The 13250-nt window shown below is 72.1% G+C and carries 12 protein-coding genes; 5 read left to right on the top strand and 7 right to left on the bottom strand.

Annotated elements, in window-relative coordinates; all coding sequences use genetic code 11:
- Positions 1-110: 110 nt before the first annotated feature.
- The 5 genes from VEC03_RS05600 to VEC03_RS05580 are packed head-to-tail and all read right to left on the bottom strand — an operon-like array spanning position 111 to position 4431.
- On the bottom strand, positions 111-905 hold the full coding sequence (locus tag VEC03_RS05600; RefSeq protein WP_324913383.1) for a tRNA threonylcarbamoyladenosine dehydratase: 795 nt from the start codon (positions 903-905) through the stop codon (positions 111-113).
- Positions 905-1759 (bottom strand): tol-pal system protein YbgF, encoded by an 855-nt coding sequence (ybgF, locus tag VEC03_RS05595; RefSeq protein ID WP_324913381.1) that lies wholly within the window; start codon positions 1757-1759, stop codon positions 905-907. The genes VEC03_RS05600 and ybgF overlap by 1 nt, the downstream gene beginning before the upstream one ends.
- Positions 1756-2295 carry a peptidoglycan-associated lipoprotein Pal gene (pal, locus tag VEC03_RS05590; protein WP_324913379.1) on the bottom strand — a complete coding sequence of 180 codons (540 nt, stop codon included), beginning with the start codon at positions 2293-2295 and terminating at the stop codon, positions 1756-1758. Before pal ends, ybgF begins: the two co-directional genes overlap by 4 nt.
- A 38-nt stretch (positions 2296-2333) precedes the next feature.
- A complete protein-coding gene (gene tolB / locus VEC03_RS05585) occupies positions 2334-3617 on the bottom strand; it encodes a Tol-Pal system beta propeller repeat protein TolB (RefSeq protein ID WP_324913377.1) in 1284 nt (427 codons plus the stop codon).
- Positions 3607-4431: a glycosyltransferase family 2 protein gene (locus tag VEC03_RS05580; protein WP_324913374.1), complete on the bottom strand. Its 825-nt coding sequence runs from the start codon at positions 4429-4431 to the stop codon at positions 3607-3609. Before VEC03_RS05580 ends, tolB begins: the two co-directional genes overlap by 11 nt.
- 81 nt (positions 4432-4512) lie before the next feature.
- On the opposite strand from VEC03_RS05580, the gene galE reads away from it, so the two are divergent.
- Genes galE through VEC03_RS05555 form a run of 5 tightly spaced genes read left to right on the top strand, consistent with a single transcriptional unit; the run spans position 4513 to position 10639 of the window.
- Complete coding sequence (gene galE / locus VEC03_RS05575) at positions 4513-5514, top strand: UDP-glucose 4-epimerase GalE (protein WP_324913373.1); 1002 nt, start codon at positions 4513-4515, stop codon at positions 5512-5514.
- The gene (msbA, locus tag VEC03_RS05570; protein WP_324913371.1) at positions 5511-7262 is read left to right on the top strand and encodes a lipid A export permease/ATP-binding protein MsbA; all 1752 of its coding nucleotides are present in this window, start codon (positions 5511-5513) and stop codon (positions 7260-7262) included. The genes galE and msbA overlap by 4 nt, the downstream gene beginning before the upstream one ends.
- The gene (gene rfaQ / locus VEC03_RS05565) at positions 7259-8356 is read left to right on the top strand and encodes a putative lipopolysaccharide heptosyltransferase III (protein ID WP_324913369.1); all 1098 of its coding nucleotides are present in this window, start codon (positions 7259-7261) and stop codon (positions 8354-8356) included. The genes msbA and rfaQ overlap by 4 nt, the downstream gene beginning before the upstream one ends.
- A complete protein-coding gene (locus tag VEC03_RS05560; protein WP_324913367.1) occupies positions 8343-9542 on the top strand; it encodes a glycosyltransferase family 4 protein in 1200 nt (399 codons plus the stop codon). The genes rfaQ and VEC03_RS05560 overlap by 14 nt, the downstream gene beginning before the upstream one ends.
- Complete coding sequence (locus VEC03_RS05555) at positions 9539-10639, top strand: glycosyltransferase family 4 protein (RefSeq protein ID WP_324913365.1); 1101 nt, start codon at positions 9539-9541, stop codon at positions 10637-10639. Before VEC03_RS05560 ends, VEC03_RS05555 begins: the two co-directional genes overlap by 4 nt.
- Here VEC03_RS05555 and VEC03_RS05550 read toward each other — a convergent pair.
- Positions 10620-11843 carry an O-antigen ligase family protein gene (locus tag VEC03_RS05550; RefSeq protein WP_324913363.1) on the bottom strand — a complete coding sequence of 408 codons (1224 nt, stop codon included), beginning with the start codon at positions 11841-11843 and terminating at the stop codon, positions 10620-10622. The genes VEC03_RS05555 and VEC03_RS05550 overlap by 20 nt on opposite strands.
- 43 nt (positions 11844-11886) lie before the next feature.
- Complete coding sequence (locus VEC03_RS05545) at positions 11887-13218, bottom strand: UDP-glucose/GDP-mannose dehydrogenase family protein (protein WP_324913361.1); 1332 nt, start codon at positions 13216-13218, stop codon at positions 11887-11889.
- Positions 13219-13250: the final 32 nt, after the last annotated feature.

The following is a 13250-nucleotide window of genomic DNA, read 5'->3' as shown; positions in this document are numbered from 1 at the left end:
CGTCATGCCACGAACCAATTGTTCGCCGGCGACATCCGGGGGACTGTCGGCGCAGAGCCATCGTCATGGCCCGAAAGAGCCATGCCCGTGGCACGCGGGTATCGAAGGGGTCAGGTCGGCGCGGATGCGCTGCGGCGGCTGGCGATGCGATCCAGCACCCAGCCCGCCGCGCACTGGCCGAAGGTGGCCGTGACCGCCACCACCGAACCGTAGCCATGGCAGTTGAGCGACCCATCGCCGGCGATGTCGCAGGACGGATCGGGCGGTGCCACGGCCTCGCGGCTGAATACGCAGGGGATGCCGATGCGCTTGCCCTCGCGGGGCGCGCCGTGGAACTTGCGCAACCGATAGCGCAGTTGCGCGAGCAGGGGGTCGTGCGTGGCCTGCGACAGGTCGTCGATGTCCACCTTGTGCGCCAGCCGCTTGCCGCCGGCGGCGCCGCAACTCACGAAGGGCGTGCGGGTCTTCAGTGCCCAGGTGGCGAGCGCCACCTTGGCCTTGACCTCGTCGCAGGCGTCGACCAGCGCATCCACCGCACGCGGAAGCAGGCCGGGCCAGTTGCCCGGTTCGGCAAAGTCCTCGACGCAGTGCACCGTGCAGCCGGGATGGATCTGCGCGATGCGGTCGCGCATGGCCAGCACCTTGGCCTGCCCTATCGTGCCGTCCAGCGCGTGGACCTGGCGGTTGATGTTGGATTCGGCGACGTGGTCGAGGTCGACCAGCACCAGCGAGCCGATGCCGCTGCGGGCTAGCGCTTCGGCGGCCCAGGAGCCCACGCCGCCGATGCCGACCACGGCGACGCAGGCCGTGCGCAGGGCCGCGGCGCCCTGCACGCCATAGAGGCGCTCCAGCCCCGAGAACCGGCGGTCGAGGTCGGCCGTCCCGGGGTCGAGCGCGTGCTGCATCAGCGCAGGCGGGCGAGCCGCTCGCGCGCGGCCACCGCCGCCTCCGATTGCGGATAGGCCTTGACCAGGTCGTCCAGCGTGCGGCGCGCCCCGGCGTTGTCCTTCAGCTCGATCTGGCAGTTCGCGATCGACAGCACCGCTTCCGGCGCACGCGCATGGTCGGGGGCCTGCTGGAGCAGGGCCCGGAAGTTGCCCAGCGCGCCGCGGTAGTCGCGGTTGGCGTACTGCGCATTGCCCAGCCAGAACAGCGCCGAGGGACGGTAGTTGCTCTGCGGATAGCGCTTGATGAACTCGGCGAAGGCGGCCTGCGCTGCGGGAAAGTCGGAGCGGCGGAAGATCGCCAGCGCCGCGTCGAAGTCGCGCTGCTCGTTCGGGTCGGCCATGAACTCGCGGCCATCGACGTTGACCTTGGCGGGCTCGATGCGGCGCAGCCTCTCCTCGACGGCGGCGACCACGTCCTTCTGGCCCCGCTGCGTCTCGGCGAGGTCGCGGGTGAGCTGCTCGTCCTGGCCGCGCAGCCGCGCCACCTCGCCCTTGAGCGCATCAATCTGGCTTTGCAGGTCGAGCAGGCTGCGGCGCAGCTGCGCGTTCTCCTCGGTGGCACGCTGCAGGTCCTGGGCCTGGCGCTCGCTGGCCACGCGTTGTGCATCGAAGCGCTGGCGCAGCTCGAGGATGGCGCGGCGCGCCTCGTCGTCCTCGAACAGCGCGGCGTGGCCGGCCAGCGGCGCCAGCAGCGCGCCGGCAGCCAGCACCCAGGCGAAGAGTCGGGCGGCAGGGGACGCGGGGCGCGCGAGCGCCGCCCCTTGCGCGTTGGTGGAGGCCTGCGCGCGCAGGAACGACAGGGTGCGGCTCATCGGTATGCGATCTCGACGCGCCGGTTCTGCGACCAGGCGGATTCATCGCTGCCCGGGACCGCCGGCTTTTCCTTGCCGAAGCTCACCGCTTCCATCTGGTTGTCGGCGACGCCCAGCAGCCCCAGGGCCCGCTTGACCGCCTCGGCCCGCCGCTGGCCGAGGGCGAGGTTGTATTCGCGGCCGCCGCGCTCGTCGGTGTGGCCCTCCAGCGCGACGCGGCGCTGCGGGTTGGCGCGCAGGAAACGGGCATGCGCCTCGATCATCGGCTGCGCGTCGGCCTTGATGGCGTAGCTGTCGTAGTCGAAGTAGATGATCCGCTTCACGTTGGCCGGGCCGGCCTTGTTGGCAGCGGCCAGGTCGGCATCGACCGGAGCGACCTGGCTCTGCGTGGCGGGGCCGGTGCTGCCGCCGGTCCCCGGCGGGGCGACCACGGCGGGCTGGCGGTCTTCCACCGGCACGTCGTTGAGCTTGACACCGGAGCTGCAGCCGGCGATCAGGGCCGACAGCAGCAGGCCCAGGAAGATGCGGGGAGTCATCGAGAAAACCTCCATTCGAAGTTGTTCGGGGTATTCGTTCAGCGCTGGAAGGGGCCCCAGTCGGGCTCGCGGATGTCGCCGCCCTGTCCAGCCAGCCGGGCCTTGATCTTGCCATCCAGCGTGGTGGTCATGAGGGCTTCGCGGCCATTCTGGCGCGTGGCGTAGACGATGAGCCGCCCGTTGGGAGCGAAGCTGGGACTCTCGTCGGCCGCGGTGTCGGTGATCGGCACGCCCGCGCCCGAGGGCAGTTCCATCGCGTGCAGCTTGAACTGGCCCTGCACGCGGGAGATGTAGGCGAGCCAGCGGCCGTCGGGACTGATGGTCGGGGAAATGTTGTAACTGCCGGTAAAGGTGACCCGTTCGGGCGAGCCGCCCGTCACCGGCATCCGGTAGACCTGCGGCGAGCCGCCGCGGTCGCTGACGAAATAGATGCTGCGGCCGTCGGGCGAATAGATCGGCTCGGTGTCGATGCCGGGCGACTGCGTCAGGCGGCGCGGTTCGCCGCCGTTGGCGTCGATGGTGTACAGCTGCGAGCCGCCTTCGCGGCTGAGGGTGACGGCCAGCGTGCGGCCGTCGGGCGCCCAGGCCGGCGCGCTGTTGGACCCGCGGAAATTGGCCAGCAGCCGGCGCCGCCCGCTGGCGACCTCGTGCACGTAGACCACCGGCTTGCGCGACTCGAAGGACACATAGGCCAGCTGCGCGCCGTTGGCCGACCAGGCGGGCGAGATGATCGGCTCCGGGCTGGACAGCGCCGACTGCGCGTTCTCGCCGTCGGCATCGGCCACCCACAGGTTGTAGCGCGAGCTGCCCTTGGTGACGTAGGCGATGCGGGTGGAGAAGATGCCGCGCTCGCCGGTGAGCTTTTCGTAGATGAAGTCCGCGATGCGGTGCGCCGCCAGCCGCAGGTCGCCCTGGGTAACGGCGTAGCTCTGCCCGCCCAGGTCCTGGCCGCGCACCACGTCCCACAGCCGGAAGCGCACGTCCCAGCGGCCGTCCGCCAGCCGCGAGACGCTGCCGGCCACCAGCGAGTCGGCGCCGGCCTGGCGCCAGGGCGTGACATCGGGGCGGCTGGTCTCGTCCAGCACCAGGTTGGCCGGCGGCTCGATGCCGCGGAACTGCCCGCTGCGCTCCAGGTCGGCGCGGATGATGGCCGAGATCTTCTCGGGGCTGGCGGCCTCGCCCCGGAACGGGACGATGGCAAAGGGCAATTGCGTCAGGCCCACCCCCGTCACTTCGACCCGGAACTGCGCCCAGGATGGCAGGGCGGCGGTGGCGCCGAGCGCAGCCACCAGTTGCCGGCGGCGCCAACTGTCACGAACCATCTTCCACTCTCCTTGTGTTTGTCGTGGAACCCATGAGGTTCGGGCGTTGCGCGGGAGTTCCCTGCCCGATCCCCTTTTGCAGGAGCCACAGCTTCAGGTAACGGTAATAGGTGCCCTCGGCATTGGACACCGCGAGTGCGAAACCGAGCCGGCCGTCCAGGAAGCCGCGCCGCACCACGTACGTCCGCAGGAAGGTCCACAGCGCATGGCCCAGCGCCTTGCCCAGCGAGCCCTTCACGCCCCGCGCGTGCAGCGCCAGCGCGCCCGCGCTGGAGTAGCGGTCCATCTTGTCGAGCACCGATTCGAGGGTCGGCATGCTCTCGTGCAGCAGGTCGCCTTCGAGCCGGCCCACCGGGCCTTCGATCACCACCCGCTCGTGCACCAGGTCGTCGGAAAAGCGCGCGCGGCCGCGGCGGAACAGGCGCACCACCCGGTCGGGGTACCAGCCGGAGTGGTTCATGTACTGGCCGCAATAGCTCGAGTGGCGCCCGATGCTGTAGGCGTCGTGCCGGCCGTCCTGCATGGCAGCGAGGATGGACCGCTGCAGTGTCGGCGTGACCTCCTCGTCGGCGTCCAGCGACAGCACCCAGTCGCCGGTGGCCATGTCCAGGGCCCGGTTCTTCTGCGGACCGAAGCCGGGCCAGTCCTGCGCCACGGCCACGCGCGCTCCCAGCCCGCGTGCCATTTCCACCGTGCCGTCGGTGCTGCCCGAATCGACCACGACGAGCTCATCCGCGAAGCGGGCCGAGCGCAGGCAACGCCCGATGTTGCCGGCTTCATTGCGGGTGATGACGATGACGGAGAGGGACGGCATTGCGCGAGGGCGCGAAGGAGGCGGCCGGGCCAGGGGCCACGGGCATAATCGCCGGCTGGTTTCCAATCGATTATTGCACCCATGGACACACTCCCGACCGTGGTGGTGGTCGGCGGCGCCGGCTACATCGGGTCGCACATGGTCCGCATGCTGGCCGACGAGGGCTGGCGCCCGGTCGTCGTCGACAACCTCGCCACCGGCCATGCCGATGCCGTCGGCGGTGCCGAGCTGCGCGTGGGTGACCTGGGCGACCGCGACTTCATGGCCGCCGTGCTGCGCGATGCGCAGCCGCGCTGCGTGATGCACTTCGCCGCCTCCAGCCTGGTCGGCGAGTCGATGCAGGCCCCCGGCAAGTACTGGCGCAACAACCTGGTGCAGACGCTGGAGCTGCTGGACACCATGCTCGCGCACGGCGTGCGGCAGTTCATCTTTTCCTCCACCGCCGCCGTGTACGGCAACCCGGTGGAAGTGCCCATCCCCGAGCAGCACCCCACCAACCCGATCAACCCGTACGGGCACAGCAAGCTGGCGGTGGAGCATGCCCTGCAGGACTACGGCCAGGCGCACGGCCTGCGCTCGATCTCGCTGCGCTACTTCAACGCGGCCGGCGCGCACCCGGACGGCACGCTGGGCGAGCGCCACGACCCCGAGACGCACCTGATCCCGCTGGTGCTGCAGGTGGCCTCCGGCCGCCGCCCGTTCATCTCGCGCTTCGGTTCCGCCCATGCGACGCCCGATGGCTCCTGCCTGCGCGACTACATCCACGTGCAGGACCTGTGCGCGGCCCACCTGCTGGCCTTGCGCCGGCTGGAGGCGGGTGCGGATTCCACCATCTACAACCTGGGCAACGGCCGCGGCCACTCCGTCAACGAAGTGATAGCGGCGGCTCGCCGCGTCACCGGCCACGCGATCCCGGTACGCGACGACCCGCCGCGCGCGGGCGACCCGCCGGCGCTGGTCGCCGACGCGGCACGGGCGCGGGCGGAGCTGGGCTGGGCGCCGCAGTACGAGGACCTCGAGACCATCATCGCGCATGCCTGGCGGTGGGAGCAGCAGCTCCAGTCGCCGGGCCGCCCCTCGTGACGCCCCGCGTCGACCTGGTTCCGGTCCGCTGGCTGCTGCCCTACTTCCGCGGCTCGCGGAAGTTCTGGATCGTCGCCGCGGTGGCGACCCTTGTGTCGTCGGCGCTGGAGCCGCTGGTGCCGGCCCTGCTCAAACCGCTGCTGGACGAGGGCTTCACCGGCGGCGGCTTCTCGCTCTGGCTGGTGCCCGCCGCGCTGCTGCTGCTGTTCGCGGTGCGCGGCATCGCCGGCTTCCTGGCCGACCTGGCGCTGGCCCGCATCACGCAAGACGGGCTGGTCCGGCTGCGCGAGGCCATGTTCGCCCGCCTGCTGGACGCCCGGCTGGGGCTGTTCTCGCGCGAGAACGCCACCTCGCTGTCCAACACCGTGGTGTTCGAGGTCCAGAACGGCACCCAACTGCTGGTCAACTCGGTGATCGCGCTGCTCAAGGACACGCTGGCCCTGCTGGCGTTGATGGGCTACCTGCTGTACCTGAACTGGCAGCTCACGCTGGTGGTGCTGGCGGTGGTGCCCGCCGTGGGCTGGATCGTGCGCACCCTCTCGCGGCGCCTGTACCGCATCGCGCGCAGTGCGCAAACCGCCGTGAACGACCTGGCCTACGTGGTGGAGGAGAACGTGCTGGCCGCCCGCGTCGTGCGGCTGCACGGCGCCCAGGCCTCGCAGGCCGGCCGCTTCGAGCGGCTCAGCATGGCCCTGCGGCGGCTGGCGCTCAAGTCGGCGGCCGCGTCGGCGGCCATCACGCCCATGACCCACATGCTGGCGGCGGCGGCGCTGTCCGTGGTCATCTGCATGGCCCTCTGGCAGAGCCGCGAGGGCATCACGGTCGGCACCTTCGCCTCCTTCATCACGGCCATGCTGATGCTGATCGCGCCGATCAAGCGGCTGTCCGAGGCCGCCAGCCCGATCTCGCGCGGCCTGGCGGCGGTACAGCGGGCCGTGGACCTGGTGGAGAAGGCGCCGGCCGAGAGCGGGGGCAGCCACGCCCCGGGGAGAGCACAGGGCCGCATCAACCTGCGCGGCGTGACGGTGCGCTACCGCGACGACGCGCCGCCCGCGCTGGACCACGTGTCGCTGGACATCGCGCCTGGGCAGAGCGTCGCGCTGGTGGGGCCCTCGGGTTCCGGCAAGACCACGCTGGCCAACCTGCTGCCGCGCTTCGTCACGCCGACCGAGGGCGAAGTCCTGCTGGACGGGGTCGATGTCGCGCAGTGGCGGCTGGATGCGCTGCGCGCCCAGTTCGCGCTGGTCAGCCAGGACGTGGTGATGTTCAACGACACCCTGGCCGCCAACATCGCGCTGGAGAGCCCGCCCGACGCCGCGCGGCTGGAGCGCTGCATAGACGCGGCCAACCTGCGCAGCCTGGTGGAATCGCTGCCGCAGGGGCTGGACACCGTCACCGGCCACAACGCGACCGAGTTGTCCGGCGGCCAGCGCCAGCGCCTGGCCATCGCCCGCGCGCTGTACAAGGACGCCCCCATCCTGATCCTGGACGAGGCGACCTCGGCGCTGGACGCCGCCTCCGAGCGGCTGGTGCAGGAAGCGCTGCAGCGGCTGATGGCCGGTCGCACCACGCTGGTCATCGCGCACCGGCTGTCCACCATCGAGCACGCCGACCGGGTGGTGGTGCTGGACCAGGGGCGGCCGGTGGAGAGCGGCACGCACGCCGAACTGCTCGCGCTGGGCGGCCTGTACGCGCGCCTGCACGCCAGCCACGGCGGGGCGGACGGCGCGGAGGAGACGGCCCCGTGAGGCCGGCCGACGCCATCGACCCGGCCGCGCTCCGGCGTGCGCTGGTGATCAAGCTGCGCCACCACGGCGACGTGCTGCTGGCCAGCCCGGTGCTGCAGGCGCTGAAGACCGCGGCGCCGGCCGCCGAGGTCGACGCCCTCGTCTATGGGGACACCGCACCCATGCTGCGCGGCCATCCGGCGCTGGCCGAACTGCACCCGCTGCCGCGTGGCGGGCGGCACGCATCGCCGCTGGCCCACCTGCGCGCCGAGTGGCGGCTGCTGGCGGCCTTGCGCGCGCGGCGCTACGACCTGGTCGTGCACCTGACCGACCATCCGCGCGGCGCCTGGCTGGCCCGCCTGCTGCGTCCGCGCTGGTCGGTGGGCTTCGAGCGCGACGGCGCGCCACGCTGGTGGCGGGGGTCCTTCACCCACCTGGCGCGGCAGCCGCGCGGCACGCCGCGGCACACGGTGGAGCGGCACCTCGACCTGCTGCGCCGCGTCGGCATCCACCCGACGGCCGCCGACAAGAAGCCGACCCTGTTCACGGCTGCCGCGACGCACGCCAGCGCCGACGACAAGCTGCGCCGGGCCGGCTGGCAGGGCCAGCCCTACGCGGTGCTGCACCCCGGCTCGCGCTGGCTGTTCAAGGCCTGGACGGCCCAGGGCAATGCCGCGGTGGCGGACCACCTGGCCGCGCGCGGGCTGGCGGTGGTGCTGACCGCCGCGCCGGATCCGGCCGAGACCGCCCTGCTCGACGCCATGCGCGCCCACACCGGCATCGACTGCATCGACCTGCGCGGCCAGCTGACGCTGGAGGAGCTGGGCGCGGTGATCCGGCAGGCCCGGTTCTTCTTCGGCGTCGATTCGGTGCCCATGCACATCGCGGCCGCCGTGGACACGCCCGGCGTGGCGCTGTTCGGCCCCAGCTGCGACATCGAGTGGCGGCCCTGGAGCGAGCGCGTGCTGCCCCTGGCGTCGCTGGACTTTCCCTGCCGCCCCTGCCGCATCGACGGCTGCGGCGGCAGCAAGCGATCCGATTGCCTCACCACCCTGCCCCTGGCGCGCGTGCTGGCGGCGGTCGACCAGGTGCTGGAGCGCCATGGCCGGCCCTGAGATCGCCGGACGCCCCGCCCGCATCGCCATCGTGCGCGGCGCCTGGAACGCGGCCGGCGGGGCCGAACGTTTCGTCCAGCGCATCGCCGGTGCGCTCGCGGCGCGCGGGATCGAGGTGACGCTGATCGCGCGCCGCTGGGCGGGCCAGTCCGAGGCCGGGCTGCCGCCGGCCACCCGGCTGATCGAAACCGGCCTGGGGCATCACTTCGGCCGTGTCGGCCGCGACGCCGCCTTCGCCCGCGAGGTGCTGCGGGTGGTCGCGCAGGAACGGTTCGACCTGGTGCAGTCGCACGAACGCATCCCGGGGCTGGCGATCTACCGGGCCGGCGACGGCGTGCACCGCGAATGGCTGGCGCAGCGCCGCCGCAAGCACGGCGGCTTGCGGCAGGCGCTGGGCGACCGCTTCTTCGGCGGCCATGCGGTTGTGCTGCGGACCGAGCAGGCGATGTACCGGCACCCGGACCTGCGCTGCGTGATCTGCAACTCGGAGATGGTCCGCAACGAGATCGTGCGCCACTACGGCGTGGACCCGCGGCAGTTGGCGGTCATCCGCAACGGCGTCGACCTGCAGCGCTTCCGCCCGCCGTCGCCGGCGGAGCGCGAGCAGGCCCGCACCGCGCTGGGCTGGCCACAAGGGCAGCCGGTGCTGCTGTTCGTCGGCTCGGGGTTCGACCGCAAGGGCGTGGACGTCGCCCTGCAGGCCTTCGCCGCGGCCGGGCTGGGTCGCAGCGCCCTGTTCGCGGTCGTCGGCCGCGACCGGCACCAGCCCCGCTACGAGCGGCTGGCCCAACGCCTGGGCATCGCCCCCGCGGTGCAGTTCCATGGGCCGCAGCCGGACGTGCTGCGCTGGTACCACGGCGCCGACGCCCTGGTGCTGCCCACGCTGTACGACCCGCAATCCAATGCCGTGCTCGAGGCGATGGCCTGCGGCCTGCCGGTGGTCACCAGCACCGGCTGTGGCGCCGCCGAGGTGCTGCCGCCGGATGCCGGCGCAGTGGTGGACGCGCTGGACACGGCTGCGCTCGCCGCGGCCCTGCAGCAGGTGCTGGCCGATCCTGCGCAGGCCCGGGCCATGGGCCAGCGCGCCCGGCAAGCCATCGAACCCTACGGCCTGTCCCGCATGACCGACGACTACCTCGCGCTCTACAACCGGCTGCTCGCCGCCCCGCACGAGCCCGCCGCATGAAGATCCTGCACACCGAAGCGTCCGCCGGCTGGGGCGGCCAGGAACTGCGCATCCTGGCCGAGATGCAGGGCTTGCGCGAACGCGGCCATGTGCTCGAACTGGCGGCCCCCGCCTCGGCGCGCATCCATCGCGAGGCGGCCGAGCTCGGCTTTCGAGTGCACGACGTGCCGATCGGCCGCAAGGCGGTGCGCGGCATCGCCGCCATGCGGGCGCTGCTCGCGCGGGAAGGCTACGACCTGGTCAACACCCACAGTTCCACCGACACCTGGCTCACCGCGCTGGCGAACAGGTTGCTGCGCCGGCCGCCGCCGCTGGTGCGCACGCGCCACATCTCGGCGCCGGTGTCGCGCAACCGCGCCACGCGCTGGCTGTATGACCGGGCCTGCACGGCCATCGTCACCACCGGCGAGACGCTGCGCCGGGAACTGATCGAGGCCAACGGCTTCACGCACGTACCGATCCGATCGGTGCCCACGGGGATCGATCCGGCCCGGTTCCAGCCGGGCGATCCGGTCCGCGCGCGGGCCGAGCTGGGCCTGCCCGCCCGGACCACCGTGGGCATCCTGGCCACGCTGCGCAGCTGGAAGGGGCATCGCTTCCTGGTCGAAGCGATCGGCCTGTTGCGCGGCCGCGGGCTGGACCTGCAATTGCTCGTGGTGGGCGACGGGCCGCAGCGCGAGGCGCTGGAAGCCCAGGTGGCCGCAGCCGGCCTCGGCGACGTGGTCCGCTTCATCGGCCACGATCCGCGCCCGGAGCGCTGGCTGCGCGCCCTGGACCTGTTCGTCCTCCCGTCCTATGCCAACGAGGGCGTGCCGCAGGCGCTGATGCAGGCCATGATGAGCGGCCTGCCCTGCATCACGACGGACGTGGGCGCCATCGGCGAAATCGCGAAGCCGGGATCGACGGCCGTGCTCGTGCCCACCCAGGACAGCGCGGCGCTGGCGGATGCGATCGAGCGGCTGCTGGCGGACCCGGAGCAGCGGCGCCGGTTGGGCGCCAGCGCCCGCGAGTTCGCCCTCGCCCGTTGCACGCGAGCGGCGATGTGCGACGCCATGGAAGAAGTGTTCGCGGACGCGATCAGGCGCCGGGGCGCCTGAGGCCGGCGCCCGGCGGAGCCTGCGCCAGCCAAAGGGCCAGCAGCAGCAGAGCCAGCGAGCCGTGCTCCACCCGCAAGGTGGTGTTGAACAGGCCGCCGACGGCCGTCACCGCGAACGCGGCCGCACTGGCCATCCACATCGGCGAGCGCAGGGCCTCTCGGCTCCGTCGCACGAGTTCCCACAGCCAGGCCCCGAGCAGCGTGGCCAGGGCCAGCACGCCGACGATGCCGCGCTCGACCAGCGTGGAGACGTAAAGGCTGTGGGCGTGGGGGGCCGTGAAATAGCGGTCCATGTCGCACGGCTCCGAGCGCTGCAAGCGCCATTTGCACACCTGCTCCGGGTCGATGCGCTGGAACGCCTCGGGACCCCAGCCGAACCAGGGCTTCTCCTGCCACGCGTCGAAGGCCAGTTGCCAGTGCTGCACGCGGCGGTCCACGCTCTCGGAGTTGGTCCACGCGCTCGGCTGCAGCTTGCTGCCGGACAACTTGGGCGCGACCACGCCGATGGTCACCACCAGTGCGGCACCCATGGCCAGCGACAGCGCACTCGCGATCGCCAGCCGCCTCGCCTGGCTGGCGCCGGCCTCGATGCCGACGGCCAGCAAGGCGCCGCCCACGAACACCCCATAGGCCAGGATCGCCGCGCGGCTGCCGGTGATGAACAGGGCGATGCCGAAGCCCAGGGCCGCGACGAGCGCCGCGCGCCGCCGCCACGGCGACGCCGCGCGCTGCATGGACCAGCCGAGCGCCGCCGAAGCCAGGACGGCGATGTACAGGGCGGACTGGTTGACGTGGCCCACGGAGGGCAGTTCGAGGTAAGTCGCCCGTCCGGTAAAGAAAGGCACCGCACCGGCCACGATGGCCACTGCCAGCCCGGCACAGGCTGCCAGCAGCAGCCCGTGCTGGACGGGCTCGGTCCAGCGGCACCGCTTGGCCACCCAGGCCACGGCCAGCACGCGGAACGCGCCGGAGAGGTCGCCGGCATAGCCGCCGATGAAGGCCGACAGCACGGCAGAGGCCGTCACCGCGGCGAAGGCCGTATCGAAGCGGTCCCAGGCACCGCCCGCGTCCCGCCGGAGCACGGCTTGCGTGGCCCAGATGGCGATGAATGCGGCCGCCAGCAGGTTCTTGGGGAATTCCTCCAGCGGAAGCACGAACAGGAACAGGCCCGGCAGGATCCAGGCCCACGGACCCGTGCCCGTCATCCCTGGAAATGCCCTCGGCAACAGCGCACCATCCATCCGGGAATCACCCGACGCGGCCGATGCCGTGGTAGGCGAGTCCTGCCTCCCGCACGGCGGCCGGGTCGTACAGGTTGCGTCCGTCGAACAGCGCGCGGGCCTTGAGCGTGCGGGCGAGCGCAGCGAAATCGGGGCTGCGGAACTCCAGCCACTCGGTGGCCACGGCCAGCACGTCCGCCCCTTCGAGGGCTTCCGGCGCACTGCGCACGAAGGTGACGCCTTCGCGGCCCGCCAGCGCGCGCGCCGCCGTATCCAGCGCCGCCGGGTCGTAGGCGCGCACCCGCGCACCCGCCTGCAGCAGGTCGTCGACGATGGCGATGCTGGAGGCCTCGCGCACGTCGTCGGTATTGGCCTTGAACGCCAGCCCCCACAGCGCCACCGTGCGGCCCCGGGCATCGCCGCCGAAGAAGTCGATGATCTTGCGCGCCAGCACGCGGCGCTGGCGCGCGTTGACGTCCTGGGCGGCCCGCATCAGCTCGGCCGGCTCGCCGGCCTCCTGCGCGGTGTGGATCAGCGCGCGCAGGTCCTTGGGGAAGCAGGAGCCGCCGAAGCCGGCGCCGGCATAGAGGAAGTGCGGCCCGATGCGCGGGTCGGCACCGATGCCGTGGCGCACCTGCTCGATGTCCACGCCCAGCCGCTCGGCCAGGTTGGCCAGCTCGTTCATGAAGGAGATGCGCACGGCCAGCATGCAGTTGGCCGCGTACTTGGTGAACTCGGCCGAACGCACGTCCATGAACTGCAGCCGGTCCTGGTTGCGGTTGAACGGCGCGTACAGGCGGCGGAAGGCCTCCTGCGTCGCGCTGTCGCCCCGCTCCACCCCGACGATGATGCGATCGGGGCGCATGAAGTCCTCGATCGCGAAGCCTTCCTTGAGGAACTCGGGGTTGGACGCCACGGGAGCCCGCACGGTCGTGCCGCGCGCGGCGAGTTCGTCGCGCAGGACCTCGCGCACGCGGTCGTTCGTGCCTACGGGCACGGTGGACTTGACCACCACCACGGTGTCTCGGGTCATGCGCCGGCCGAGCTCGCTGGCGGCCGCCAGCACGTGGCGCAGGTCGGCCGAACCGTCCTCGTCCGAGGGCGTGCCCACGGCGATGAACACCATCTCGGCATGCTCGACCGCGTCGTCGTAGCGGGTCGAGAACTGCAGCCGTCCGGCCGCCTGGCAACGGGCCACCACGGCGTCCAGGCCGGGCTCGTGGATGGGGATCTCGCCGCGCTGCAGGCGCGCGATCTTGTTCTCGTCCACGTCGACGCACAGGACATGGTTGCCCACGTCGGCCAGGCACGCACCCGTGACGAGGCCCACGTAGCCCGAGCCGATCACCGAAATCTTCATGCTGGCAGGGTGTTGGGGAAAGGGGACGATTC

It is taken from the genome of Ramlibacter sp., assembly GCF_035627355.1.
Lineage (GTDB): Bacteria > Pseudomonadota > Gammaproteobacteria > Burkholderiales > Burkholderiaceae_C > Ramlibacter.
The sequence above is the reverse complement of the archived record's forward strand: the minus strand, read 5'-3'. Positions and strand labels throughout refer to the sequence as shown.